Here is a 25,363-nt window from a genome sequence, read left to right on the forward strand (position 1 = left end):
CATCACGGCGAACCCTTGGCCTAGGCCTGTTGCCGGAGGTCGACCCCCAGGGCTTCCGGTGACAGGCCCCTTACTTTTTCCGGAACTTTTCGCGTTTAGCGGGCTGAACGCGATCGTTCGCGCCGCCAACCACCGCATCCAGAGGACGAAACGCGTGGGGCGGGTCGCCGGCGGTCGCGTTTAGCGGGCTAAACGCGACGCGGGTCAGGGCATCAGGGTGGCGGCGAGGGTGCCGCCCAGGTCGAAACAGGCCTCCAGGTCTGCTTTGCCCGGTTCGCCGGTGACGAGCACCGGGGCGGCCGCGCGTTCCCAGCCGAGGCCGGTCGTGATGCCCTCGATCCCGCGCACGGTCCCCGCGGTGTCGTTGTTGCCGTGCACGAAGAAACCGAACGGCCGTCCCCGCGTGGAATCCAGGCACGGGTAGTAGACGGTGTCGAAGAAGTGCTTCAGCGCCCCCGACATGTAGCCGAGGTTCGCCGGGGTGCCGAGCAGGTACCCGTCGGCTTCGAGGACGTCGGGCACGGTCGCGCCCAGCGCCGGACGGCGCACCACGTCGACGCCCTCGATGTCCGGATGATTCGCGCCGGAGAGCACGGCTTCGAACATCGCCTGTGTCGAGGGCGACGGCGTGTGGTGAACGATCAGCAGCTTCGCCATGGACCGATTGTCAGCTCAACCGGGCCTCGATGTCGGCCCGGAGCGCGGCCAGCCGGGCGTCCGCCGTGGCGCGCGCTTCGGCGAGGTCGCCCGTGACAGCCTGCTTCACCTGCAGGTACGCCTTCAGCTTCGGCTCGGTCCCGGACGGCCTGATCACGACGCGCACGCCGTCACCGGTCAGTCGGAGGACGTCGGCGTCGGGCAGGAGGTCCTCCATCGTGACGTCGGTGCCGCCGATCGACGCGGGGGGAGCGGCACGCAGCCCGGCCATCAGCTTCTCCCGCACCGACAGATCGGTGACCCGCAGCGAGACCTGGTCCGTCACGTGCACCCCGTGCCGGACGGCCAGTTCGTCGAGGACGTCCAGCGGGCCGCGGCCCGCCGCGCGCAGCGAAGCGGTCAGCCCGGCGGCGAGCACGGCGGCGGAGATGCCGTCCTTGTCGCGCACGAAACCGGGGTTCACGCAGAGGCCGAGCGCCTCTTCGTAGGCGAACACCAGTCCCTCGCCCGCGCGGACCAGCCATTTGAACCCGGTCAGCGTCTCCGCGTAGCGCGCTCCGAACTCCTTCGCGATCTCGCCGAGCATCGACGACGACACGATCGTCGTGGCCACCAGCGGATCGGCGTTGTCCACAGTGGACAGAACATGCCAGCCGAGCAGGACGCCGGTTTCGTCGCCCCGCAGCATCCGCCACGAACCGTCCCGCATCCGTACGCCCAGCGCGCAGCGGTCGGCGTCGGGGTCGAGCGCGATCGCCAGATCGGCGTCCACTTCGGACGCCAGTGCCAGCAGGAGATCCGTCGCGCCCGGTTCCTCCGGGTTCGGGAACGAGACCGTCGGGAAGTCCGGATCCGGCGTCGCCTGCTCGGTCACCTGACGCAGATCGGTGAACCCGGCGCGTTCGAACGCCGCGCGCAGGGTCTCCGCCCCGACGCCGTGCAGCGCCGTCGCGGCGACCTTGACCTCGCGTTCCGGGCCGCGCGGGAGAAGCGCGACCTTGGCGAGGTAGGCGTCCAGGAGTTCGTCGCCCAGTACCTCGGCACCCGGCGCGCGCGGCACGCTGATCGCCGGGGCGGCGGCTTCGATGGCCTGCTCGATCTGGCCGTCCGACGGCGGGACGATCTGGCCGCCGGTCGCGTCGTAAAGCTTGTAACCGTTGTCGGCCGGGGGATTGTGCGACGCGGTGATCTGGATGCCCGCGACAGCGCCGAGTTCCAGTACGGCGAACGCGAGCACCGGCGTGGGGAGCGGCCCCGGCAGTACCTTCACCGCGAATCCGGCGGCCGTCAGCACCTCGGCGGCGGCCGCGGCGAAGGCCTCCGAACCGTGCCGCGCGTCGCGGCCGACCACCACGACGCCGCCCCCATGTCCTTGCGCGGTCAGCCAAGCGGCGACTCCGGCCGTCGTGCGGGTCACGACCGCCACGTTCATCCCGTTGGGGCCGGCGCGCACCGGACCGCGCAGCCCGGCGGTGCCGAACTCGAGCGGGCCCGCCATCCGGTCCGCGAGTTCGTCCGCCGCTTCGGCTTCGCCGCCCATCGCGCGGGCGAGGATGTTCTGCAGTTCGACGCGGGAGTCGTCGTCCGGATCGTCGGCGATCCAGCGGAACGCCTGATCCCTGAGAACCGGGGTCAAAGAAGTCGTCACCGAGTCAGCCTACGGGTACGTTGGGGAGGGTGCGATTGATCTTCACTTCTCTGGTGAGTCATGGTCATCTCTATCCCCTACTACCGCTCGCCGTCGCCGCGCGCGACGCCGGGCACGACGTCCTGTTCGCCACGGGTGACGACATGCGTCCTGCCGTCGAAAAGGCGGGTCTGGCCGCGGAAAGCGCCGGATTCGGGATGCGTGAGGCGTTCGAATCGTTCTTCGGCCCGGACGCCCCGCCTCGTGACCCGAAGGCCCCGCCCGAGTCGTTTTATCCCGTTATCGGGCAGGTGTTCGGAAATGTCCTGCCCCGGCGGTTCGTCGCCGATCTGACGCCGTTGTTCGAACGGCACCGGCCGGATCTGGTCGTTTACGAATCCGGCAACGCGGGTGGCGCCATCGCCGCCCGGCTCGCCGGGATCCCCGCGATCGGGCACGGTTTCGGCCGCGTTTCGCCGGGCGAGGTCATGGACATCATCAACGACCGGCTCGTGGAGTACGCGAAGGAGATCGGGTTCGAAGGCGCCGAACCGCCTTTGTACGGGGACCCGGTCGTCGACATTTGCCCGGAATCAGTGCAGTCGCCCGATTTCCTGGCCGAGGCGAGCAGGATTCCGTTGCGTCCCGTCGGCTGGGCCGAGCCCGGCGACCTCCCGGCCGGTGTGCGGGGGCGCGACAAGAGCCGTCCGCTGGTCTACCTGACCCTCGGCACCGCTTTCGGTGACGAGGGCGTGCTGAAACAGGCCATCAGCGGCTTGGCTCGGCTCGAGGCGGACGTCGTGGTCGCCGCGGGCCCGACGGTGGATCCGGCGGGGCTGGGCGAAGTCCCGGGCAACGTGCGTGTCGAGGCATGGGTGCCGCAGGCCGATCTTCTGCCGCATGTCGATCTCGTGGTCCACCACGGTGGGAGCGGGACGACGCTGGGTGCTTTCGGCGCGGCCCTGCCCCAGCTGGTGCTTCCGCAGGGGGCGGATCAGTTCACGAACGCCGAAGCCGTTGTCGCGGCCGGAGTGGGCGGGCAGCTGATCGGCCCGGAAGCCACGGGAGACGTCATTTTCGAGAAGGCGCGCGATCTGCTGGCCGACGACGACGTCCGCTCGGCGGCGCGGAAGCTGGCCGATGAGGTCGCCGCGATGCCGTCGCCCGCGGAGGTCGCCCAGCGGCTTCCCGACTACGCGGGCTGACCTGACGGCTCGCGACGGGGATCGCGTTTAGCGGGCTAAACGCGATCCCCGTCGCGAGCACCCGAGGTCAGGCGCGTGCGACGAGTTCCTTCAGCAGAGTCCCCATGCGCGTCGCCGACTGGCGGCCCGCTTCGAGGACCTCTTCGTGGTTCAGCGGTTCCCCGGTCATCCCGGCCGCCAGGTTGGTCACCAGCGAAAGCCCGAAGACCTCGACCCCGGCGGCGCGGGCGGCGATGGCCTCCAGCACGGTGGACATGCCGACGAGGTCGGCGCCGAGCGTCCGCAGCATCCGGATCTCCGCCGGAGTCTCGAAATGCGGTCCGGTGAGTCCCGCGTAGACGCCCTCTTCCAGCGACGGGTCGATGGTGCGGGCGATGTCGCGCAGCCGCTTCGAGTACAGGTCCGTCAGGTCGACGAAGTTCGCGCCGACGATCGGCGAGCGCGCGGTCAGGTTGAGGTGGTCGGAGATCAGCACCGGCTGCCCGACGCGGAAACCCTCACGCAGCCCGCCCGCGGCGTTGGTCAGCAGCACTGTCCGCGCGCCGGCCGCCGCGGCGGTGCGCACGTTGTGCACGACCGGGTCGATGCCCTTGCCCTCGTAGAAATGCGTGCGGCCCAGCAGGATCAGCGCACGCTTGTCGCCGACCTGGACCGACCGGACGGTTCCCCCGTGTCCCACCGCGCCCGGGGCGGCGAATCCGGGCAGTTCGCCCAGCGGGATCTCCGCCTGGGGCTCGCCGATGACGTCCGCCGCCGGGCGCCAGCCCGAACCGAGCACGACGGCGATGTCGTGCTTCTCGACGCCGGTGCGCTCGGCGATGGCGGCGGCCGCCGCGACCTCGTTCTCACTCATGCCGACGAGCGTATCCGGACACTTCGCACGAGCAGGAACGCCACCAGCCCGAACGGGGACAGGAAGATCGTGAGTGCCAGGATCGGGCCCGTCACCAGCGGGTGGATCCGGTGCTCGCGGGACTCGAAGTACATCCATCGCGCGATGAACAGGTCGAAGGCGACCAGATGGGCCCAGATCGCGGCGGCCCCGTACGGCGAGCCGGTGAACGCGCTGAGCACGTCCAGGTCCGGTCGCCGCACCGCCGTCCACAGTTCGCCGAGATGCGGGATGGCGAGGGCGAAGTACGGCACGAGCGGCAGCAGCGGCACCCACGGCGAGGACATGATCCGGCGCGTCCAGGACCAGCCCGGCAGGAAGATCATCAGCAGCCAGAACGGCGTCGCGATCGGGAACGTCCAGGTGAACAGCGTCTCGACGCTCATCGGAGGGACCTCGCCAGCTCCCGGTCCCTCGACGGCCGCCCGATCGCGATTAGCCCGCTAACCGCGACGGCGGCCACGAGCAGGGCGAACGCGGTCAAGGTGAGGCCGTCGGGGGCGACGATCGACTGGCCGCGCAGGGCCTGCCAGGTGAGCAGCGCGAGCAGGCCCGCGTAGCCGGCGCCGGCGATCAGCACCAGGCGAGTCCGGAGGACGCCGTCGCGAAGACGCGGGTAGCGCGCGGCCAGGACGCCGAGGGCGAGCGCGAGCAGCGGAAGTACCTGAAGGGCGTGCAGACCGATGAAGTGCGGGATCCGCAGATCGCCGCCGACCGTGCTCCAGCCGAGGATCGGCAGGCCGGGGCCGCCGTCCGGGAGTCCGACGGTGTGCGCGCCGATCATCGCCGAGGTCCCGGTCGCCTCGAACGCGGCCCGCTGGTCGGGGGTGGGGCCGCTCATCAGCGTCGCCAGCGAGATCCCGGCCATGCCGAGGACCGCGCCGATCCGGGCCGCCCACGCCGTCGCGCGGTCCGGGATCCGGGTGAACAGGACGGCGATCGTGAGCACGAGGTTGATCACCCACAGCGTCGCGATCATCACCCCCATGATCTGGAAGATCGAGGCGTCCAGCGGCGTCGCGTTGTTGAAGTGGCTCGCCCGGACCCGAACGGCCTGGAACACCATCAGCACGTACTCGCCCGCGAAGATCACGACGAGCAGGTTGGTGAGCCAGCCCGCGGTCCGCCGGAACCGCGGGAGCAGCGAAGTGAGCCAGCTCCAGGTGAAGAAGTACAGCGCGCCGGAGACGGCGAATTTGAACGGTTTCGCCCAGATCGGCGCGCCTTGCAACGTCCGCTGGTCGACCACCAGCAGCAGCACGCACAGCACGGTGATCCCGGCGAGAAGTTGCGCGAACCGATAGGACGGCCGGTGCCAGGTGCGGGTTCTCTCGCGGAGATCGGTCAAGATGGTCACGGGTTCCTCCCAGAATGGATAGTGATGCTCTCCGTTATGGGAAGTTAAACTATCCATCCTGAGAAGTCTTCAGGGTTGTCCCTGAACCGTCCCCGAGATCGGAGCGACCACGCGTGCGGATGGCGGAACTGAGCGAGAGGGCCGGAGTCCCGGTCGCCACGATCAAGTACTACCTGCGGGAAGGGCTGGTCCCGCCGGGGGAACGGACGAGCCCCAACCAGGCCAAGTACGACGACGGGCACGTTCAGCGGATCAAACTGATCAGGGCGCTGATGGACGTCGGCGGCCTGTCGCTCGCGACGGTCGGCGAGGTGCTCTCCGCGGTCGACGCCGGGAACGCGAGTCCCCACCGCATCCTCGGCCTCGCCCAGGAGGGCATCACCGCGTCCCGGCAGACCGTCGACGACGAAAGCCGTGACTGGGCGCTCGCCACGATCCGCGACCTCGCCGGGCGCCGGGGCTGGCCCTGCAAGGACGACGACGATCCGATCATCCAGGCCCTGGTCGGCGTCCTGTGCGCGATCCGGGACGTCGGGCACGGCTGGTACCTCGACAAACTCGACGACTACGCCGAGATCGCCGACCGGACCGCCGACCTGGACCTCGAAGGCATCGCCGGGGTCGAGTCGCTGGAGCGGATCATCGAGATCGCCGTCGTCGAGACCGTGCTCGGCGACAGGCTGCTTTCGGTGCTGCGGCGGCTGGCGCAGCAGCGGGCCTCGAAGGCGTACTTCGCCCGGCTAGCCGTCGACGACGAGTGACTGCGCGACCGGCTCGAAGATCGCCGTCCTAGCGGACGTCTCCTGCTCGATCGGCGAGGTCACCGACAGGATCCACAGATCCGTGCCCCCGCCGAACAGGTCCATGAACGTCGTGCGCGTGATGCTCTCGTTCGAGGAGTCCCTGGTCGCGGCGGAGCGCTCGGTCGTCCGGTAGACGTACCGCATGCTGTTGTCGCCCCGGCCGGGCACGGCTACCGGTCCGCCGATGGGCGAGATCTCCGGATGCTGGGTCTTGAGCCAGCTGAAGTAGGCGGGCGGCGGGCTGTCGGACAGGAAACCGCCGAGCCGCTCGACCCGGATGACCTGGCGGCCGTCGGGGGAGACGTACTGGACCACCGTGCTCGCCAGGCCCTTGGTGACGTGCGGCGCGACGAACTTCTTCCAGCCCTCCGGCACGCCGATGCTGAACCGGCCGCCTTTGACGCCGTTCACGATGCTGGCGTCGCCCTGCTGCGTGATCAGCTTCGGTGGCTGCTGGGGAACGATCGTGTCGCCCTCCTCCAGCGCGGCCGGTGGCCGCAGGTCCTCTCCGCCGACGGTCCTGGCCAGGACGAACCCGCCCGCCGCCGCCAGCAGGAAGACGACGATCGACGCGAACGCCAGTACCACCGTGGCCACCGTCGACCGGCCCGGCGGCCGCGGCGCCGTCGGCGTGACCGTCGGCATCGGCGCGAGTTCGGCAGGCGGTTCCGGGGCGCGGGGAGCCGTCGCCGGCTCGGGCGGGCGCAGGAACGGCAGTGGCCCGGGATCGGCGGCCAGTTCGGAACTCGTGCCCTCCGACGGCTTCTCGGGGGCGACGGTCTTGATCACCTGGGTGTCGGTCGCGTCCAGATGCGCGGTGGTCTTCTTGCCGTCGGGCGTGTGGAACAGCTCGGCCGGGAAGAGGTCGATCAACGTCTTGGCCTGCAACGGGTACAGGCGGCGCCGCACCTCGCGCAGGGTGATCCGCTTCGACGGCTCCTTCTTCATGAGCGCGCCGATGACGTCGGACAGCGGACCGGGGCCGGGCTTCGGCACCTTCCCGTTGACGACCTTGCCGACGGTTTCGAGCGGGTCGCCGTCGGCGTCGTAGGGGGGCGAGCCCTCGACGGCGGCGAACAGCGTCGCGCCGAGGCCCCACAGGTCGGCGGCGGGCACGACGGCGCCGCCGGAGGCGACTTCGGGCGCGATGTACGCGGGTGAGCCCAGCATCATCCCGGTGCGGGTCATGGTGGCTTCGGAGACGTTGCGGGCGATCCCGAAGTCGGTGAGCTTGATCCGGCCGTCCCCGGCGACCAGGACGTTCCCCGGTTTCACGTCACGGTGGGTGATCCCGGCGGCGTGCGCGGCCTCGAGCGCGGAGGCCACCGCGATGCCGACCGCCGCCGCCTGCTCGACCGTCAGCGGCCCGTGGTCGCGCAGGATGTGCGCGAGGCTGCGCGACGGCAGCAGCTCCATGACCACGAAGGGTTCGTCGTTCTCCCGCGCCACGTCGTGCAGGATGATCACGTTCGGGTGACTCAGGACGGCGATCGCGCGGGCTTCGCGCAGGGTCCGTTCGCGGAGTTCGTCGGCCTGCGAGGTCGGGACGCCGGGCGGGAGCCGCACTTCCTTGACCGCGACCGGGCGGTGCAGGAACTCGTCGTAGGCCGACCAGACCGTCCCCATCGACCCTGATCCGATGACCGAGCGCAACCGATATCGCCCGGCGACGACACGCTTCTCTTCGCCGGGGCTCTCGCTGGACTCGGGGGTGTCGGACGGCACGGCCCCAATTGTGTCGTATGCCCCCGTGGCGGGCTTATGCGCCGTGCCCTGGCGGAGTGAACCGGCCACCCCTTGGCGCGACTAGCGTCACAGGTAGGGGCTGTTAGGGGCCGTTAGCATCGTGGGTTATGACGGAAGTGGCCGGAACGGAGTCAGTGCCGACCCCAGCTGAGCCCGCTGAGCCCGACGACCTGGTCCTCGCGGCGGAGTTCCCGGAAGCGAGCCGGGAGCAGTGGCGGGAGCTCGTCGCCGGGGTGCTGCGCAAGAGCGGCGCGATCGACGAGGCCTTCGAAGGGCTGCCCGAAAGCAAGCTGGTCACCCGAACCTATGACGGCTTGGAGATCCAGCCGCTCTACACGGCCGAAGACACGGTCGAGGGAACCGGCTTCCCGGGTCTTCCGCCGTTCGTGAGAAGCGCCCGTCCCGAAGGCGCGGTGACGACGGGATGGGACATCCGCGCCCGCTACGCCCGCCGCGACGCCAAGGTCGTCAACACCGCGATCCTCGCCGACCTCGAAGGCGGCGTCAGCTCGATCTGGCTGCGGGCGGGTGCGGGCGGGGTGCCCGTCGCCGACCTGGCCGACGCGCTGAACGAGGTCTACGTCGACCTCGCGCCCGTCATCCTCGACGCGGGCGACGAATACGAAGCCGCGGCCACCGAGTTGTTCGAGCTGTTCGCGGAACGCGAGATCCCGGCGAGCGCGGTCACCGCGACCCTCGGTGCCGACCCGATCGGCCTGACCGCGCGCACCGGTTCGGCGCATCCGCTCGCCCCCGCCGCCCAGCTGGCGGCCCGGGTCGCGAAGAGCCACCCGAAGGTGCGGACGATCGTCGCCGACGGCCTGCCGTTCCACGAGGCGGGCGGTTCGGACGCGCAGGAACTCGGCGCGACCATCGCCGCGGGAGTCGCGTATCTGCGGGCGCTGACCGAAGCGGGCCTGGACGTCGACACCGCGGCCGGGCAACTCGAGTTCCGGCTCGCCGCCACGGCCGACCAGTTCCTCACGATCGCCAAGTTCCGCGCCGCGCGGCGCCTGTGGGCCCGGGTCACCGAGGTCTCCGGCGGCCGGGGTTCCGGTATGCGGCAGCACGCGGTCACCTCGCCCGCGATGCTGACCCAGCGCGACCCGTGGGTGAACATGCTGCGCACGACGGTCGCCTGTTTCGGCGCCGGGGTCGGCGGCGCGGACGCGATCACCGTGCTCCCGTTCGACGCCGCGATCGGCCAGCCGGACGCGTTCTCCGCGCGGATCGCGCGCAACACGCACGCCGTCCTGCTGGAGGAGTCCAAACTCGCCGGGGTCATCGACCCGGCCGGTGGCTCCTGGTACGTCGAGAACCTCACCGACGAGCTGGCCAAGGCCGCCTGGCGCGAGTTCACCGCCATCGAAGCGGCGGGCGGGATCGAGGCCGAACTGGCCTCGGGCGCGCTCGCGGGACGGCTCGCGGAGACCTGGGAGAAGCGGTCGAAACGGCTCGCGACCCGGCGCGATCCGATCACCGGCGTGAGCGAATTCCCCAACCTGACGGAGAAAGCGGTCGTTCGTGACCCGGTCGAAGACCTCCCGGACGGCGGCCTGCCCCGGCATCGGTACGCGGAGGCCTTCGAAGCCCTGCGGGACCGCGCGGACGCGCATCCCAGCCGTCCCCGGGTCTTCCTCGCCACCCTCGGCCCGGTCGCGGCGCACACCGCGCGGGCGAGTTTCGCGGCGAACCTCTTCCAGGCCGGCGGGATCGAAGCCGTCAACCCCGGTGCGCCCGAGGACGTCGTCGCGGAATTCCGCGCCAGCGGAACGAAGGTCGCCTGCCTCTGCGGAAGCAACACCTCCTACGCCGAAGAAGCCGACAGCGTCGCGAAGGCGTTGAAGGAAGCGGGCGCCACGTCGGTGCTTCTCGCCGGGAAGCCCGGCGACCACCCGGACGTCACGGGCTACCTCTACACGGGCTGCGACGCCTTGGAAATCCTGACCGGCACGCTGAACGAGCTCGGAGTGCAGTGATGACCATCCCGAACTTCTCCGGAATCGAGCTGGGATCGCCCGACCCGGCGGACCGTCCTCAGTGGACGGAGGCGCTGCACGCCGCCACCGGCAAGGGCCCCGACGCGCTCGCGTGGGAGACGCCGGAGGGCATCGGCGTCAAACCGGTCTACACCGCCGACGATCTGTCCGGAGTGGACTTCCTCGGGACGTATCCGGGTATCGCGCCGTACCTGCGCGGCCCGTATCCGACGATGTACGTCAACCAGCCGTGGACCATCCGCCAGTACGCGGGTTTCTCCACCGCCGAGGAATCGAACGCCTTCTACCGCCGCAACCTCGCCGCCGGGCAGAAGGGCCTCTCGGTCGCCTTCGACCTCGCGACGCACCGCGGCTACGACTCGGACCACCCGCGCGTCGCCGGTGACGTCGGCATGGCCGGCGTCGCGATCGACTCGATCTACGACATGCGCCAGCTCTTCGACGGCATCCCGCTCGACAAGATGAGCGTCTCGATGACCATGAACGGCGCCGTCCTGCCGGTGCTCGCGCTCTACGTCGTCGCGGCCGAGGAGCAGGGTGTCACGCCGGACAAACTGGCCGGGACCATCCAGAACGACATCCTCAAGGAGTTCATGGTCCGCAACACCTACATCTACCCGCCGCAGCCGTCGATGCGGATCATTTCGGACATCTTCTCGTTCACCTCGCGGAACATGCCGAAGTACAACTCGATCTCCATCTCCGGCTACCACATGCAGGAGGCCGGGGCGACGGCCGATCTGGAGCTGGCGTACACGCTCGCGGACGGTGTCGAGTACATCCGCGCCGGGGTCGAGGCCGGGCTGGACGTCGACAAGTTCGCGCCGCGGCTGTCCTTCTTCTGGGCGATCGGCATGAACTTCTTCATGGAGGTCGCGAAGCTCCGTGCCGCGCGCCTGCTGTGGGCGAAGCTGGTGAAGGGCTTCGAGCCCAAGTCGTCGAAGTCCTTGTCGCTGCGGACGCATTCGCAGACCTCGGGCTGGTCGCTGACCGCGCAGGACGTCTACAACAACGTCGTCCGCACCTGTGTCGAGGCGATGGCGGCGACCCAGGGACACACGCAGTCGTTGCACACCAACGCCCTCGACGAGGCCCTCGCGCTGCCGACGGACTTCTCCGCCCGCATCGCGCGCAACACGCAGTTGCTGCTGCAGCAGGAATCCGGCACCACACGCGTGATCGACCCGTGGGGCGGCAGCGCGTTCGTCGAGAAGCTGACCTACGACCTCGCGCGCAAGGCATGGGGCCACATCACCGAGGTCGAGCAGGCGGGCGGCATGGCGAAGGCGATCGACGCCGGTATCCCGAAGCTGCGCATCGAGGAGGCCGCCGCGCGGACCCAGGCGCGGATCGACTCCGGCCGGCAGCCCGTGATCGGCGTCAACAAGTACCAGGTCACCGACGACGAGCAGATCGACGTGCTCAAGGTCGACAACGCCGGCGTGCGCGCGCAGCAGCTGGAGAAACTGCGGCGGCTGCGCGAAGAGCGGGACGAGGACGCGACGCAGGACGCGCTGCGACGGCTCACGGCCGGTGCCCAGGCCGACGGCAACCTGCTCGCGCTGGCCATCGACGCCGCCAGGGCGAAGGCCACGGTCGGGGAGATCTCCGACGCGCTGGAGAAGATCTGGGGGCGCCACTCCGGCCAGATTCGTACCATCTCCGGTGTGTACCGCGAGGAGGTCGGCAAGGCCGAGAACGTCGAGAGGGCCCGTGAACTGGTCGAGAGTTTCGCCCAGGAAGAGGGCCGCCGCCCCCGGATCCTGGTCGCGAAGATGGGCCAGGACGGCCATGACCGCGGCCAGAAGGTGATCGCGACCGGTTTCGCCGACATCGGGTTCGACGTCGACGTCGGCCCGCTGTTCTCCACCCCCGGCGAGGTCGCGCGGCAGGCGATCGAGGCCGACGTGCACGTGATCGGCGTTTCGTCCCTGGCGGCCGGGCATCTTTCGCTGGTGCCCGCGCTGCGCGCCGAACTCGCCGAACAGGGCCGCGAGGACATCATCGTCGTGGTCGGCGGCGTCATTCCGCCGCAGGACTACGAGGAGCTGCGCGCGGCGGGCGCGGCGGCGATCTTCGGGCCCGGCACGGTCATCGCCGAGGCGGCGATCGACCTCATCGGACAGCTGACCGCCCAGGAGTCGTGAGCCTTGCCGCGCAAGATCGACGTCGGGGCGCTGGCCAAGGGTGTCCTCGCGGGTGACCGCGGCCTGCTCTCGCGGGCGATCACGCTCGTCGAGTCGAACCGCGAAGACCACCGGGCGCAGGCACAGGAGCTGCTGGTCGAGCTGCTCCCGCACGCGGGCGGCGCGCGGCGGGTCGGCATCACCGGCGTGCCCGGTGTCGGCAAGTCGACTTTCATCGACCAGCTCGGCACGGATCTCACCGAAGCCGGGCACAAGGTCGCCGTCCTGGCCGTCGACCCGTCGTCGACCCGGACCGGCGGCTCGATCCTGGGCGACAAGACCCGGATGGCACGGCTCGCGGTGGACCCGAAGGCGTTCATCCGCCCTTCGCCGACTTCGGGGACTCTCGGCGGTGTCGCGCGGGCGACCCGCGAAACGATCGTCCTGATGGAAGCGGCCGGATACGACATCGTGCTGGTCGAGACGGTCGGCGTCGGGCAGTCCGAGGTGACCGTGGCGAACATGGTCGACTGCTTCCTGTTCCTGACCCTGGCGCGGACCGGCGACCAGCTGCAGGGGATCAAGAAGGGCGTCCTCGAACTGGCCGACGTCATCGCCGTCAACAAGGCCGACGGCGACCACGAACGCGACGCGAAACGCGCGGCCCGCGAACTCGCCGGGGCCCTGCGGATGATCTACGGGCGCGACGCCGAATGGACCCCGCCGGTGCTGACGTGCAGTGCGCTCACCGATGTCGGGCTGGACGAGGTGTGGGCCGAGATCGGCCGTCACCGTGACGTTTTGACCGCGTCCGGCGAACTCGAAGAACGGCGACGGCGGCAACAGGTGGAGTGGACCTGGGCGATGGTCCGGGAACAGCTTCTCGGAAGGCTCGCCGCGCATCCGGACGTGCGAGCGGTCGTTCCGGACGTCGAACGGGCGGTCCGGGACGGTGAACTGACCCCCACCTTGGCCGCGCAACGGATTCTGGAGGCGTTCTCCGGTCCTCCGCGTGGCGGCTGACGCGGGAACGCGGCAGAGTGCAGAATCGGATTCGCGCTCTGTCGACGAAAGGGAGTCATGCCGAAAAGGTCTCGCCTCGGACAGCTGGCCGGGCTGATCGCCGCCGGGCTGGTCGTCTGCGCCCCGGTCGCGCAGGCCGCGCCGGTCACGGCGCTCCCCGCCGCGTCGTCGGTGATCACGCAGGCGGCAGCGGTGCACGAGGTGCCGTCGCAGGCACAGCCGGGACCGGTGCTCGACCCCGCCGAGACGGACAAGGCCAACAGCCAGGAGACCAAGAACAAGGTCATCGCCGGCATCGCCGCCGCGGTGCTCCTCGGGCTCGTGATCCTCGGCCGACGCTCCCGTTCCAAGAAGAAGAAGTCCTGAACCGCTACCGGTAAGTAGTAGGGCTCTCCGCTTAGCCCGGACCGAACTCTTCGTAGCCGTTCAACGCAGATCCGCTACCGGCCGTCTCGGGCTCGATCACTCGACGAGCGGCTTGTCATCTGCATGGTGCACGATCTATCGCAAATGCGTATCACAGATCGAACGGCACCCAGCGTGTCTTCAGTGACCACTCGTACGGTGGTAGGCGGAGGCAACTGTGTTGCGGGAGGAGGTGCGGCGTGACGGTGCTCGATTCACGTCCGGACATTCCAGGCGACCCCGAGGGTCGCGTCGTTGCCCCTATAGAGGCGCCCACCGCGCTGATCTCCGAGGCCGGCGTCAGCATGGCACCTGTGCATGATCTGGGTGCCGGGCGCGGCCCCTTCTGGCTCGACGACTGGCTCCGCGCGAACGCCACCGACGTCCTCGCGTGGCGCCGGCACATCCACGCGCACCCGGAGCTCTCCCGCCACGAGTTCGCCACGACCGAAATGGTCATGTCCCTGCTCCGCTCGGTCGGCCTCAAGCCGTGGGTGCTGCCGGTGGGCACCGGTGTCGTCTGCGACATCGGCAGCGGTGACCGGTGTGTGGCGCTGCGCGCCGACATGGACGCGCTGCCGCTGACCGAGGCCACCGGACTCCCGTACGCCTCCCAGACCGACGGCGCCGCGCATATGTGCGGGCACGACGCGCACACCGCGATCCTGCTGGGCGCGGCGCGGGCACTGGCGGGCGCGCCGGAACTGCCGGGCCGGGTGCGGCTGATCTTCCAGCCCGCCGAGGAGGTCATGCCCGGCGGCGCGCTGGACATGATCGCCGCCGGCGCGATGGAGGGCGTCGAGCGGATCTACGGGCTGCACTGCGACCCGCGGCTGGAGGTCGGCAAGGTCGGCTTGCGCGAAGGCGCGCTGACGTCCGCCGCGGACCTCATCGAACTGCGGCTCACCTCGCCGGGCGGTCACACCTCGCGGCCGCACCTGACCGCCGATCTGGTGCACGCGCTCGGCACGGTGATCACGTCGCTGCCCGCGGTGCTGTCGCGGCGCGTCGACCCGCGCTCCGGGACCGTGCTGGTCTGGGGCGCGGTGCACGCGGGGCAGGCCGCCAACGCCGTCCCGCAGGACGGGGTGCTGCGCGGCACGCTCCGGACGGCGGACCACGAGGTGTGGACGATGCTGGAGCCGCTCGTCGCGGCTTCGGTGGAGTCGCTGCTCGCGCCGACCGGCGTCGGGTTCTCCCTCGACTACCGCCGCGGTGTCCCGCCGGTCGTCTCCGACCCGGAATCGACCGCGCTGATGCGGGCCGGGGTCGAAGCCGCGCTGGGTGAGTCCGCCGTGGCCGGGACCGAGCAGTCGTCCGGTGGCGAGGACTTCGGCTGGTACCTGGAGCACGTCCAGGGCGCCTTCGCGCGTCTCGGCGTGTGGTCCGGCGAAGGTCCGATGGCCGACATCCACCGCCCCACCTTCACCCTGGACGAGCGTGCACTCATGTGCGGTGTCCGCACGCTGGTCCACACCGCACTGGCCACCCTGGCCTGAACCGAGTTATCCACAGTTCACAGAGTTGTCCACAGGCCCCCGGAAGATCCGTCCGGGGGCCTGTGCTACGTGCGGATTTCGGGGCGGGAGCAGGCAAAAGCCCGGTTTTTCATCAGGTCGGGTGACTCAAGTGAGGGGCCGTGGAGGCCCAGGTATCCACAGGGCGTGGATCAGCCGCTGATCCCTCGGCACGGGCGCGTGCGGAGCGCCTCGACGTAGTCGGCGGGGGCGCCCGCGGCTTCGGCGGCGTCGGCGAGAACGCCGAGGTAGCGCGCCGACGGGAGGCCGCCCTCATAGGCGTCCAGGACGTACAGCCAGGGCAGGACGGAACCGTCCATGGTCTGCACGCGCAGCCGGATCTTGGTGTGGACGCCGAGCTCGCCGCCTTCCCAGCGGTCGAGGCCGTCCTCGTCCAGCGGCGTGACGTCGTACAGCACCACGAAGACCCGGCTGCCCGGGTCTTCGACGATGGTCGCCAGCGCGCCTTCCCAGCCGATGTCCTCGCCGCCGAAGGTCAGCCTCCAGCCCTCCAGCCAGCCGGTGCCGGCCATGGGCGAGTGAGGAGCGCGCTCCAGCATCTGGGCGGGCTCCATATTGGATCCATACGCGGCATACAACGGCACGACCACAGCCTAGCGACCCGGCGGTCACCCGGCTGGACGCACATGCCGTGTCCGGCCACTCAATCCGCCCAGCGGTCGCCCGCGTACGGTAAACGCAGTCACAGACACCAGTGCGAGGAGGAGACCAGTGACCAAGATCGTGATCATGGGCGGAGGCCCCGCCGGTTACGAAGCGGCACTGGTCGCGGCCCAGCACGGAGCCGACGTCACCATCGTCGAACGCGACGGTCTCGGCGGCGCGTGCGTGCTCTACGACTGTGTCCCGTCGAAGACGTTCATCGCCTCCTCCGGCGCCCTCGCGAACATGCACGACCTCCGCGAACTCGGCATCAACACCGACATGGCGGACACCAGCGTCGACCTGCCGACCGTCCACGGCCGGGTGAAGGGACTCGCGCTCGCGCAGTCCGCCGACATCCGCGCCCGGGTGCAGCGTGAGGGTGTCCGCGTCGTCATCGGCCAGGGCCGGTTCGACGACGAAGAGCCCGGCCTCGCCACCCACAAGGTCGCCGTCACCGCCGCCGACGGCTCCGTCGAGGTGCTCGACGCGGACGTCGTCCTCATCTCGACCGGCGCCACCCCGCGCGTGCTGCCCGGCGCGGTGCCGGACGGTGAGCGCATCCTCGACTGGCGTCAGCTCTACGACCTGCGCGAGCTGCCCGAGCACCTGGCCGTCATCGGCTCGGGCGTCACCGGTGCCGAGTTCGCCTCGGCCTACACCGAGATGGGCGTCAAGGTCACCGTCGTGTCCAGCCGCGACCGGGTGCTCCCGCACGAGGACGCCGACGCCGCGGCCGTGCTCGAAGAGGTCTTCACGCAGCGCGGCACCACCGTCGCCAAGCAGGCCCGCGCCGACAAGGTCGAGCGCACCGAAAAGGGCGTCGAGATCCACCTCGCCGACGGCCGCGTGATCGAGGCCAGCCACGCGCTGATGACCGTCGGGTCGGTGCCCAACACCACCGACATCGGCCTGGAGAAGGTCGGCATCGAGCCCGGCCCCGGTGGCTTCATCGGCGTCGACCGGGTTTCCCGCACCAGCGCGCCCGGCATCTACGCCGCCGGCGACTGCACCGGGGTGCTGATGCTCGCCTCGGTGGCCAGCATGCAGGGCCGCATCGCGATGTGGCACGCGCTCGGTGAGGGTGTCGCGCCGATCAAGCTCAAGACCGTCGCCGCCAACGTGTTCACCCACCCCGAGATCGCGACCGTAGGCATCAGCCAGCAGGCGATCGACTCGGGTGAGGTGCCCGCCCGCACCATCATGCTCCCGCTCGCGACGAACGCCCGCGCGAAGATGGAAGGTCTGCGACGCGGTTTCGTGAAGCTGTTCTGCCGCCCCGCCACCGGCGTCGTCGTCGGTGGGGTGGTCGTGGCGCCGACGGCGAGCGAACTCATCCTTCCCATCGCGCTCGCCGTCCAGAACCAGCTCACAGTGGAACATCTGGCACTGACATTTTCGGTGTACCCGTCGCTCTCGGGGTCGATCACCGAGGCGGGCCGCCAGCTCATGCGGCACGACGACTTGGACTGATCTTCACCGGCGAAGCAACCCCCGCGGGGGTGCCCGCGTCTAGCGCGTGTCAGGTGTTTCGTTGACAGCTAGGGGTTTTTCGTGGTCCGCAGGGTTCTTTTCGGAGTGGTGGCGATCGGCGCGGCGGTGCTGGCGGGTCCGGCGACCGGCCTCGCCCAGCAGCCTCAGCCCGATCCCCAGCCCGCTTCCGGTGTCACGGTGCAGCTCAACGACGACACGGCCTACGACCTCGGACTCGTCAACAAGTACGTCCACGGCGAGTCCAATGTGGCGTTGGCGCAGTGCCCCGGCGAAGGGCTGAAGGCGCCGAAGTCGACGACGTTCTCTTCGCCGGTCCTGACCGTCGGGAAGTACGACTACGGCCCGCTCATCGGCGTCCCGGCGAACGTCAGCGCCGAGGTCGAACTCAAGAAGGGCACCGCGCCGGGCAGCTACCCGCTGACCGTCAACTGCAACGGGAAGTCTTATACGGCAACGTTTTCCGTTCCCGCCCGGCAGGTGAGCGCGGTCCCTTCCGGCGGTGCTCGCGCGGGTGACGGCAGCATGGCTTCCTGATTCCTTTTCCTCGAAACCGCCCTCGGACTTCGGCCCGGGGGCGGTTTTTCGTGGCCGAGTCCGAGTGCGCCGGTGATTTCGCGACCTTTTCGTGATGAAACCGGGCAACCCGGGCCCCCGTGGAGACGTCATGAGGGTGTCGGAAAACAGAAAACCGCCACTGGGGGAAACAGGGGCGCGGGATCGTTCTTTTCCGATTTCCATTCACAGTCAGCTTTCAGGGGTAATTCAATGAAGCGCACCATCATGCTCACCGCCGGTACCGTCGCCGGATTCCTTCTTCTCGCGCCGGGTGCCGCTCTCGCGGCTTCTCCGACGAATGTCCCGTCGCCTTCTTCGTCGGCTTCGCCTTCTCCGTCTCCCTCGCCGTCGGCGTCCCCGACCGAGGACCCCGACGGCCCCGGCCCGCACGCGTCGCCGGTCGGGATCCTCGAGAACCTGACCGTCTCGCCCGCCAAGGGCAAGCCCGGGGACAGGGTGAAGCTGGACTTCCAGTGCGCCACCCGCGGCAACGAGTTCGGCCCGAAGGTCACTTCGGCGGCTCTCACCGTCGACTCCGCGAACTCCGTCGATTCCGCGAAATGGTCGGCGACGGTCAGGGACATCAAGCCGGGCAAGTACCCGGTGACGCTGACCTGCTGGGGCCAGAAGTCGACGGTCACCTTCGAGGTGGTCGGCAAGAAGAACCAGGTCGCGAAGGTGCCGGCCGGTGCTCCGCAGACCGGTGGCACCGAGGGGCCCGCCGACCACATCGGCGTCCTCGCCGCCGTCGGGGGCGGTCTCGCGCTGGTCGCGGGCGGTGTCGGGTTCGCGGCGTACCGTCGTCGTGCGGTGCGCGCGTAGCGATCGCGATCATTTCGTGACCTGAATGGGCAACCGCCGCGTCGTGCGTGGCGTCTGGCAGGCGTGGGGGTGAACGACGAGCCGGTTCCGGTCTGGGGCCGGGACCGGCTCGGTCGGCCCGCCACCGAAGTTTCACTACAGGGGTGAGCATGAAGTCGACATGGTGGCGAGGACGCCGGGCACCGCTGGTGCTCGCGGTCGTCCTGCTGGCCGTACTGGCGACACTGGCGTTCGTCCTGTCCGGTCCGGGGGAGACCGGTCAGGCCGCGCCGCAGGTGGCCGCGAGCCAAGCGGAGACGTCGTCGGCCGCGCCGGTCGAGTCCGGCGCGCCCACCGACGGCGGGGCCGCCGTCGAGGGCATGCCGAAGGCCGATCCGGTCTCGATCGACGTGCCGAAGATCGAGGCGAAGTCCAGCCTGGTCCCGCTCGGCCTCAACGCGGACAACACCGTCGAGGTGCCGCCGGTGACCCAGCCGATGCAGGCGGGCTGGTACGAGCACGGGCCGACCCCGGGGGAGGTCGGGCCTTCGGTGATCCTCGGGCACGTGGACGGGAACAAGCAGAAGGGCATCTTCTTCCGGCTGAAGGAATTGGTGCCCGGCGACAAGGTCTCGATCGCCCGCAAGGACGGCACGACGGCCGAGTTCGCGGTCACGAAGGTCGAGCGGGTGGCGAAGGACAAGTTCCCCACCGACGCCGTCTACGGCGACACCACCGCGCCGGAACTGCGGCTCATCACCTGCGGCGGGGTCTTCGACAAGGCGTCGCACAACTATCTCGACAACATCATCGTCTTCGCCCGGCTGATCGCGAGGTGAGTTCCATGATCAAGTACCGGTCCGCCTTGGTGGTGGTGGTGGTGGCGTGCGGGGCGGCACTGGCCGCCCCGGCCGTCGCGTCCGCGCAAGACGTCTCCACCTCGCCGACCACGTCGTTCACGCCGCCGCCGATGCAGTATCCGTTCATCGCGGTTTCACCGGCGAAGGCGAAGGCCGGTGAGGACATCCTGGTCTCCGTCGGCTGCCCTGTCGACGACCTCGGCGAGGTGAAGTCGATGGTGCTGGACCACATCGGGAAGTTCGAAGTCACCTCGGAGGATCCGGTGATCCTCGGTGCCGTCGCGCATATCGACGGCAAGGCGCGCCCCGGGTTCTACGCGGTCACGGCGACCTGCAAGACGAAGCCGGTGACGATCAATCTCGAAGTGACGGCGATACCGACTCCGTCGTCCAAGCCGCCGAAACCGACGGTATCGACGGTCAAACCCGTGCCGACGGGTCATTCAGGCCCTTCGGCCAGGGTGGGTTCGGGACGTCAGGTTTCGAAGATTCCGGTGGGGGCGCCGCAGACGGGTGGGGGTCCTTTCTCGTGAGTGGTAATGACGGTTCTAACCGTCATTACCACTCACGAGTTTTTCGCCGGTGAAGGCAACCGATTCCCGTTTCCGGGAGTGTTCTTTGTGCGAGGGCACGCACTGAGGGAGAAAGAACATGGGAATCAAGGGAATCGTCGCGGGTGCGGGTTTGCTCGCGATGACGGCGGGAGTGCTTCTCGCGCCTCAGGCGGCGGCGACGGCGCCGCCACCGAAACTGTGGGTCAGCCCGGCGAAGGTCGCTCCGGGGCAGGCGCTGGAATTCACCGCCAGTTGCTACGGCACGCGCACCGCGGTGACGTCGGACGGCCTGGCCGGTCCGGTCACGCTCGAAGTCCAGCCCGGTTCGGGCAACCAGGCGCCGTACATCGGGCACGGTAAGGCCGCCGGGAAGACCGGCAAGTTCAAGGCGAGCTTCCACTGTGACGGCGGGCCGAACCTCCCTGCCGCGAGCGGGACGGCGACCGTCGAGTTCGAGATCGTCTGCCTGCCGCCCACGACGCCGCCTTCGAGCACGCCGCCTTCGAGCGCACCACCGTCGAGCAGCAAGCCGCCGTCGAGTTCCAGTGTGCCGCCGAGCAGCGGCGCGCCGTCGTCGAGTCCCGCACCGTCCAGCTCCCGCGCCGTCGTCCCGGCGGCGCTGACGAAGCCGTGCGGAACACCGCTGTCACCGGGCAGGACGCCACAGGTGAAGGTCAAGCCCGCTGGTGCGCCGCAGACCGGCGGTGGCGCTCTCGGCTAGCGCCCCCAGCGCGTGAAGGCCTCCTTCCCTCGGCTCAGCCGGGGGAAGGAGGCATTCACGCGCGAATCAGTCGTCAGTCCTCATCCTCGACCCAGTCGAAGGTCTTGGTGACGGCCTTCTTCCAGTTGCGGTACTCGGCTTCGCGGCGGGCCTCGTCCATCGACGGGTCCCACTGCTTGTCCTGCGCCCAGTTGTTGCGGATGTCGTCTTCGCTCTTCCAGAAGCCGACAGCGAGACCGGCCGCGTAGGCCGCGCCGAGCGCGGTGGTCTCGTTGACCACCGGGCGGATCACGGGCACGCCGAGGATGTCGGCCTGGAACTGCATGAGCAGCTCGTTGACGACCATGCCGCCGTCGACCTTCAGCGACTTCAGCGGGACGCCGGAATCGGCGTTCATCGCGTCGATGACCTCGCGCGACTGGAAGGCCGTCGCTTCCAGGACCGCCCGCGAGATGTGGCCCTTGTTGACGTACCGGGTCAACCCGACGATCGCGCCGCGTGCGTCGGAGCGCCAGTACGGCGCGAAGAGGCCCGAGAACGCCGGGACGAAGTACGCGCCACCGTTGTCCTCGACGGTCCGGGCGTGCTCCTCGACCTCGGCCGCGGAGCCGATCAGGCCGAGGTTGTCCCGCAGCCACTGCACGAGGGAACCGGTGACCGCGATCGACCCTTCGAGCGCGTACACCGTGTCGTTCGAGCCGATCTTGTAACAGACCGTGGTGAGCAGCCCGTTGTTCGACATGACCTTCTCGGTACCGGTGTTGAGCAGCATGAAGTTGCCGGTGCCGTAGGTGTTCTTCGCTTCACCCGGCGAAAGGCAGGCCTGCCCGAACGTCGCGGCCTGCTGGTCGCCGAGGATGCCCGCGATCGGGACACCGGCCAGCGCGCCCTTCTCGCGGACCTTGCCGTAGGTCTCCGAGGACGACCGGATCTCCGGGAGCATCGACAGCGGGATCGTCATCTCTTCGGCGATCCCGGCGTCCCAGGTCAGGGTGTCGAGGTCCATCAACATGGTCCGCGACGCGTTCGTCGGATCGGTGACGTGCACACCGCCGTCGACCCCGCCGGTCATGTTCCACAACACCCAGGTGTCCATGTTGCCGAAGACCAGGTCGCCCGCTTCGGCCTTCTCACGGGCGCCGTCAACGTTGTCGAGGATCCACTTGATCTTCGGTCCGGAGAAGTAGGTCGCCAGCGGCAGGCCCACCTTCTCGCGGTAACGCTCCTGCCCGCCGCCGAGCGCGCCCAGGTCGTTGACGATCTTGTCGGTGCGGGTGTCCTGCCACACGATCGCGTTGTACACCGGCTTGCCGGTGGTGCGGTCCCAGACCAGGGTCGTCTCGCGCTGGTTGGTGATACCGACCGCGACGATGTCGCCGGCGACCAGGTCCCCCTTGGCGAGCGCGCCCGCCGCGACCGCGCGGGTGTTCTCCCAGATCTCTTCGGCGTTGTGCTCGACCCAGCCCGCCTTCGGGAAGATCTGCTCGTGCTCCCGCTGGTCGACGGCGACCACTCGCCCGGAGTGGTCGAAGATCATGCAGCGGGTCGACGTGGTGCCCTGGTCGATCGCGGCTACGTACGAAGTCATCGAAGCTCCAGTCTCAGGTCAGGTTGTGGACGGCGAGGAACAGCAGGGCGGCCAGGGCACCGCCGACCAAGGGGCCGGCGACCGGGATCCAGGAGTAACCCCAGTTCGGGTTGGCCTTGTTCTTGATGGGCAGCAGGAACGCGTACGCGATACGGGGGCCGAGGTCTCGGGCCGGGTTGATGGCGTAACCGGTCGGGCCACCGAGGGACTGGCCGATGACCAGCACGACGAACGCTACACCCGCGTAGCCGAGCGCGGAGTTGCCGAAGGTCGGCGTTCCGCCTTCGCCGGTGGCGTTGGCGTAGACCGGGCTGAGCAGGATCCACGCGACCAGGACGAAGGTGCCGATGATCTCGGTGACGAGGTTCCAGGCCTTGTTCGGGATCTGCGGGGCGGTCGAGAAGATGCCGAGCGTCTCGTCGCGCTGCGGGTGGTCGTCGAACTGCAGTTTGTAGGCGGCCCAGCAGAGCACGGCGCCGAGGATCGCGCCGACCATCTGCCCGGCGAAGTAGATCGGGACGTCCGCCCATTTCGTCTTGTCCGCGATGGCGAGCCCCAGTGTTACCGCGGGGTTGAGGTGCGCGCCGCTCGGCGCGGCGATGCTGGCGCCGGCGAACACCGCGAACGCCCACCCGAGGGTGATCATCACGACGCCGCCGTTGTGGCCGTTGTTCTTCCGCAACACGTGGTTGGCGACCACGCCGTTACCCAGCAGGATCAGGACCGCCGTTCCCAGCAGTTCCCAGACGAATATGGCTCCCACACTCACCGTTCGACCTCCACATTGGACATTCCGCGCAGGGTCGAACACGGTGTGCTACGGCGCCCTTGCCGACCCACGTCCGAGGCACGTTACCGTCGCGTATTTGTTCCTTCCAGGCATCCGGTGGCCCAATCCTTCCAAGATCGACGAGGGTTACGCCACATGTGTCACCCGCATAACGGACCGGTCGCGGCCGATCGTGCGATGCTGGAGACACAGCGGCACCAAGGAGGAATGTCACGTGGCAAGCTCTCAGCGCGAAGCCGAAAACAGCCCCGCCAGGCTGGGACCGCTCAAGCGGGAAGAGTCGTGGCAGCGCCTGAGCGAGGACAAATTCGACCTGGTCGTCATCGGCGGCGGCGTGGTCGGGGCGGGCACCGCGCTCGACGCCGCGACCCGGGGCCTGCGGGTCGCCCTGGTCGAAGCGCGCGACCTCGCTTCGGGGACGTCGAGCCGGTCGAGCAAGCTCTTCCACGGCGGGCTCCGTTACCTCGAACAGCTGGAATTCGGTCTGGTGCGCGAAGCCCTGCGTGAACGCGAGCTGATGCTGACCACGATCGCGCCGCATCTGGTGAAGCCGGTCAGCTTCCTGTACCCGCTGACCCACCGCGTCTGGGAGCGGCCGTACACCGCGGCCGGCCTGCTGATGTACGACACGATGGGCGGTGCCCGGTCGGTTCCCGGCCAGAAACACCTGAGCCGCGCGGGTGCGCTGCGGATGGTCCCGGCGCTGAAGCGTTCCGCGCTGATCGGCGGAATCCGTTACTACGACGCGCAATCCGACGACGCGCGGCACACGATGACGGTCGCCCGCACCGCCGCGCACTACGGCGCCGTGGTGCGCACCTCCACCCAGGTGGTGGGTTTCCTCCGCGAGGCGGACCGCATTTCCGGCGTCCGCGTTCGCGACGTCGAGGACGGCCGCGAGACCGAGATCCACGCCTCCGCGGTGGTCAACTGCACCGGCGTCTGGACCGACGAACTGCAGCGCCTTTCCGGTGGCCGCGGCCGGTTCCGCGTCCGCGCGAGCAAGGGTGTGCACATCGTCGTCCCGCGCGACCGGATCGTCTCGGAATCGGGCATGATCCTGCGCACCGAGAAGTCCGTCCTGTTCGTCATCCCGTGGCGCAATCACTGGATCGTGGGAACCACCGACACGGACTGGAACCTCGATCTCGCGCATCCGGCCGCGACGAAGCACGACATCGACTACCTCCTCGAACACGTCAACACCGTGCTCGCGACACCGCTGACGCACGACGACATCGAAGGTGTCTACGCGGGACTCCGGCCTTTGCTCGCCGGGGAAAGCGAAGAGACTTCGAAGCTCTCGCGCGAGCATGCCGTCGCCCGGGTCGCGCCGGGGCTGGTCGCGATCGCCGGCGGGAAGTACACCACCTACCGGGTGATGGCGGCCGACGCCGTCGACGCCGCCGCGGTCGACCTTCCCGGCAGGCCGCAGTCGTCCATCACGGACAAGGTGCCGCTGCTGGGCGCCGACGGCTATCACGCCCTGGTGAACCAGGCCGACCACCTGGCCTCGGAGCACGGACTGCACCCGTACCGCGTCCGGCATTTGCTCGACCGGTACGGCTCGATGGTGCACGAGGTCCTCGCGCTCGGCGAAGGACGTCCGGAGCTGCTGAAGCCGCTGGAGCACGCGCCGGACTACCTCGGCGTCGAGGTCGTCTACGCGGCCAGCCACGAGGGCGCGCTTCACCTGGAAGACGTTTTGGCGCGCCGGACGCGGATCTCGATCGAGTACGCGCACCGCGGCGTCGACTGCGCCGAGCAGGTCGCCACGCTGGTGGGTGAGGTGCTCGGCTGGTCCAAGGAGCAGGCGACGCGCGAGGTCGAGGTCTACAAGGCACGCGTCGACGCGGAACGGGAATCCCAGTCGCAGCCGAGTGACGAGGCCGCGGACGCGCTGCGGTCGGCGGCGCCGGAAGCGCGTTCGGGGATCATCGAACCGGTGAGTTGATCCGATCATTGCCCGATCGGGTGAA

23 protein-coding genes are annotated in these 25,363 nt (G+C 69.4%); 14 read left to right on the plus strand and 9 right to left on the minus strand.

From position 1 onward, the window contains the following. Positions 1-204: 204 nt before the first annotated feature. Both L324_RS29285 and L324_RS29290 read right to left on the minus strand, forming a co-directional pair. On the minus strand, positions 205-657 hold the full coding sequence (locus L324_RS29285) for a flavodoxin family protein (protein WP_037315891.1): 453 nt from the start codon (positions 655-657) through the stop codon (positions 205-207). Positions 658-667: 10 nt separating this feature from the next. Then, positions 668-2,305 (minus strand): phospho-sugar mutase, encoded by a 1,638-nt coding sequence (locus L324_RS29290; RefSeq protein ID WP_037315895.1) that lies wholly within the window; start codon positions 2,303-2,305, stop codon positions 668-670. A gap of 29 nt (positions 2,306-2,334) precedes the next feature. Here L324_RS29290 and L324_RS29295 point away from each other — a divergent pair, with 29 nt between their 5' ends. Next, the gene (locus L324_RS29295; RefSeq protein ID WP_037315898.1) at positions 2,335-3,489 is read left to right on the plus strand and encodes a glycosyltransferase; all 1,155 of its coding nucleotides are present in this window, start codon (positions 2,335-2,337) and stop codon (positions 3,487-3,489) included. Between the two features lie 67 nt (positions 3,490-3,556). Here the strand turns inward: L324_RS29295 and L324_RS29300 are convergent, their stop codons facing one another. Genes L324_RS29300 through L324_RS29310 form a run of 3 tightly spaced genes read right to left on the minus strand, consistent with a single transcriptional unit; the run spans position 3,557 to position 5,738 of the window. After that, a complete protein-coding gene (locus L324_RS29300; protein WP_037315901.1) occupies positions 3,557-4,342 on the minus strand; it encodes a purine-nucleoside phosphorylase in 786 nt (261 codons plus the stop codon). Beyond that, on the minus strand, positions 4,339-4,767 hold the full coding sequence (locus L324_RS29305) for an ABA4-like family protein (RefSeq protein WP_037315904.1): 429 nt from the start codon (positions 4,765-4,767) through the stop codon (positions 4,339-4,341). Before L324_RS29305 ends, L324_RS29300 begins: the two co-directional genes overlap by 4 nt. After that, positions 4,764-5,738 carry a hypothetical protein gene (locus L324_RS29310; protein WP_037315907.1) on the minus strand — a complete coding sequence of 325 codons (975 nt, stop codon included), beginning with the start codon at positions 5,736-5,738 and terminating at the stop codon, positions 4,764-4,766. The genes L324_RS29305 and L324_RS29310 overlap by 4 nt, the downstream gene beginning before the upstream one ends. Positions 5,739-5,857: 119 nt before the next feature. Between L324_RS29310 and L324_RS29315 the strand changes: the two genes are divergently transcribed. After that, positions 5,858-6,499 (plus strand): MerR family transcriptional regulator, encoded by a 642-nt coding sequence (locus L324_RS29315; protein WP_037315910.1) that lies wholly within the window; start codon positions 5,858-5,860, stop codon positions 6,497-6,499. On the opposite strand, the gene L324_RS29320 is transcribed toward L324_RS29315, so the two are convergent. Next, positions 6,479-8,266 carry a protein kinase domain-containing protein gene (locus L324_RS29320; RefSeq protein WP_037315913.1) on the minus strand — a complete coding sequence of 596 codons (1,788 nt, stop codon included), beginning with the start codon at positions 8,264-8,266 and terminating at the stop codon, positions 6,479-6,481. The genes L324_RS29315 and L324_RS29320 overlap by 21 nt on opposite strands. A 128-nt stretch (positions 8,267-8,394) precedes the next feature. On the opposite strand from L324_RS29320, the gene L324_RS29325 reads away from it, so the two are divergent. The 5 genes from L324_RS29325 to L324_RS29345 all read left to right on the plus strand — a co-directional run bounded on the left by L324_RS29325 (position 8,395) and on the right by L324_RS29345 (position 15,340). Next, a complete protein-coding gene (locus L324_RS29325; protein ID WP_152547036.1) occupies positions 8,395-10,266 on the plus strand; it encodes a methylmalonyl-CoA mutase family protein in 1,872 nt (623 codons plus the stop codon). After that, complete coding sequence (gene scpA, locus L324_RS29330) at positions 10,266-12,434, plus strand: methylmalonyl-CoA mutase (protein WP_037315916.1); 2,169 nt, start codon at positions 10,266-10,268, stop codon at positions 12,432-12,434. The genes L324_RS29325 and scpA overlap by 1 nt, the downstream gene beginning before the upstream one ends. 3 nt (positions 12,435-12,437) lie before the next feature. Then, positions 12,438-13,436, plus strand: coding sequence for a methylmalonyl Co-A mutase-associated GTPase MeaB (gene meaB, locus L324_RS29335; protein WP_037315919.1), 999 nt, complete (start codon positions 12,438-12,440; stop codon positions 13,434-13,436). Positions 13,437-13,493: 57 nt separating this feature from the next. Continuing rightward, positions 13,494-13,802: a hypothetical protein gene (locus L324_RS29340; RefSeq protein WP_037315922.1), complete on the plus strand. Its 309-nt coding sequence runs from the start codon at positions 13,494-13,496 to the stop codon at positions 13,800-13,802. Positions 13,803-14,041: 239 nt separating this feature from the next. Next, positions 14,042-15,340, plus strand: a complete 1,299-nt coding sequence (locus L324_RS29345; protein WP_081736506.1) for an amidohydrolase — start codon at positions 14,042-14,044, stop codon at positions 15,338-15,340. Between the two features lie 170 nt (positions 15,341-15,510). Here the strand turns inward: L324_RS29345 and L324_RS29350 are convergent, their stop codons facing one another. Further along, a complete protein-coding gene (locus L324_RS29350; protein WP_201769691.1) occupies positions 15,511-15,963 on the minus strand; it encodes a gamma-glutamylcyclotransferase in 453 nt (150 codons plus the stop codon). A 127-nt stretch (positions 15,964-16,090) separates the two neighbouring features. On the opposite strand from L324_RS29350, the gene L324_RS29355 reads away from it, so the two are divergent. The 6 genes from L324_RS29355 to L324_RS42890 all read left to right on the plus strand — a co-directional run bounded on the left by L324_RS29355 (position 16,091) and on the right by L324_RS42890 (position 21,006). Further along, a complete protein-coding gene (locus L324_RS29355) occupies positions 16,091-17,494 on the plus strand; it encodes an NAD(P)H-quinone dehydrogenase (RefSeq protein ID WP_037315929.1) in 1,404 nt (467 codons plus the stop codon). 105 nt (positions 17,495-17,599) lie between these two features. Beyond that, the gene (locus tag L324_RS29360) at positions 17,600-18,049 is read left to right on the plus strand and encodes a hypothetical protein (RefSeq protein ID WP_081736507.1); all 450 of its coding nucleotides are present in this window, start codon (positions 17,600-17,602) and stop codon (positions 18,047-18,049) included. 231 nt (positions 18,050-18,280) lie between these two features. After that, complete coding sequence (locus tag L324_RS29365; protein WP_037315935.1) at positions 18,281-18,892, plus strand: hypothetical protein; 612 nt, start codon at positions 18,281-18,283, stop codon at positions 18,890-18,892. Positions 18,893-19,041: 149 nt separating this feature from the next. After that, positions 19,042-19,710, plus strand: coding sequence for a class F sortase (locus tag L324_RS29370; RefSeq protein WP_037315938.1), 669 nt, complete (start codon positions 19,042-19,044; stop codon positions 19,708-19,710). A 5-nt stretch (positions 19,711-19,715) separates the two neighbouring features. After that, complete coding sequence (locus tag L324_RS29375) at positions 19,716-20,264, plus strand: hypothetical protein (RefSeq protein WP_037316597.1); 549 nt, start codon at positions 19,716-19,718, stop codon at positions 20,262-20,264. Between the two features lie 118 nt (positions 20,265-20,382). After that, on the plus strand, positions 20,383-21,006 hold the full coding sequence (locus tag L324_RS42890) for a hypothetical protein (RefSeq protein WP_161780891.1): 624 nt from the start codon (positions 20,383-20,385) through the stop codon (positions 21,004-21,006). A gap of 73 nt (positions 21,007-21,079) precedes the next feature. On the opposite strand, the gene glpK is transcribed toward L324_RS42890, so the two are convergent. Then, a complete protein-coding gene (glpK, locus tag L324_RS29385; RefSeq protein ID WP_037315944.1) occupies positions 21,080-22,594 on the minus strand; it encodes a glycerol kinase GlpK in 1,515 nt (504 codons plus the stop codon). Positions 22,595-22,607: 13 nt separating this feature from the next. After that, positions 22,608-23,363 carry an MIP/aquaporin family protein gene (locus L324_RS29390; protein WP_173426413.1) on the minus strand — a complete coding sequence of 252 codons (756 nt, stop codon included), beginning with the start codon at positions 23,361-23,363 and terminating at the stop codon, positions 22,608-22,610. Between the two features lie 235 nt (positions 23,364-23,598). On the opposite strand from L324_RS29390, the gene L324_RS29395 reads away from it, so the two are divergent. After that, on the plus strand, positions 23,599-25,338 hold the full coding sequence (locus tag L324_RS29395) for a glycerol-3-phosphate dehydrogenase/oxidase (protein WP_044854512.1): 1,740 nt from the start codon (positions 23,599-23,601) through the stop codon (positions 25,336-25,338). The last annotated feature ends 25 nt before the right edge of the window (positions 25,339-25,363 follow it).

Origin of the sequence: Amycolatopsis orientalis DSM 40040 = KCTC 9412 (genome assembly GCF_000478275.1) — a bacterium.
GTDB lineage: Bacteria > Actinomycetota > Actinomycetes > Mycobacteriales > Pseudonocardiaceae > Amycolatopsis > Amycolatopsis orientalis.

Bases quoted from the DNA above. Each gene is read 5' to 3' on its own strand.
- L324_RS29315 (WP_037315910.1), top strand. From the start codon at position 5,858: ATGGCGGAACTGAGCGAGAGGGCCGGAGTCCCGGTCGCCACGATCAAG.
- L324_RS29305 (WP_037315904.1), bottom strand. From the start codon at position 4,767: ATGAGCGTCGAGACGCTGTTCACCTGGACGTTCCCGATCGCGACGCCG.
- L324_RS29285 (WP_037315891.1), bottom strand. From the start codon at position 657: ATGGCGAAGCTGCTGATCGTTCACCACACGCCGTCGCCCTCGACACAG.
- L324_RS42890 (WP_161780891.1), top strand. From the start codon at position 20,383: ATGGGAATCAAGGGAATCGTCGCGGGTGCGGGTTTGCTCGCGATGACG.
- L324_RS29370 (WP_037315938.1), top strand. From the start codon at position 19,042: ATGAAGTCGACATGGTGGCGAGGACGCCGGGCACCGCTGGTGCTCGCG.
- scpA (WP_037315916.1), top strand. From the start codon at position 10,266: ATGACCATCCCGAACTTCTCCGGAATCGAGCTGGGATCGCCCGACCCG.
- L324_RS29365 (WP_037315935.1), top strand. From the start codon at position 18,281: ATGAAGCGCACCATCATGCTCACCGCCGGTACCGTCGCCGGATTCCTT.
- L324_RS29340 (WP_037315922.1), top strand. From the start codon at position 13,494: ATGCCGAAAAGGTCTCGCCTCGGACAGCTGGCCGGGCTGATCGCCGCC.
- L324_RS29325 (WP_152547036.1), top strand. From the start codon at position 8,395: ATGACGGAAGTGGCCGGAACGGAGTCAGTGCCGACCCCAGCTGAGCCC.
- glpK (WP_037315944.1), bottom strand. From the start codon at position 22,594: ATGACTTCGTACGTAGCCGCGATCGACCAGGGCACCACGTCGACCCGC.
- L324_RS29375 (WP_037316597.1), top strand. From the start codon at position 19,716: ATGATCAAGTACCGGTCCGCCTTGGTGGTGGTGGTGGTGGCGTGCGGG.
- L324_RS29300 (WP_037315901.1), bottom strand. From the start codon at position 4,342: ATGAGTGAGAACGAGGTCGCGGCGGCCGCCGCCATCGCCGAGCGCACC.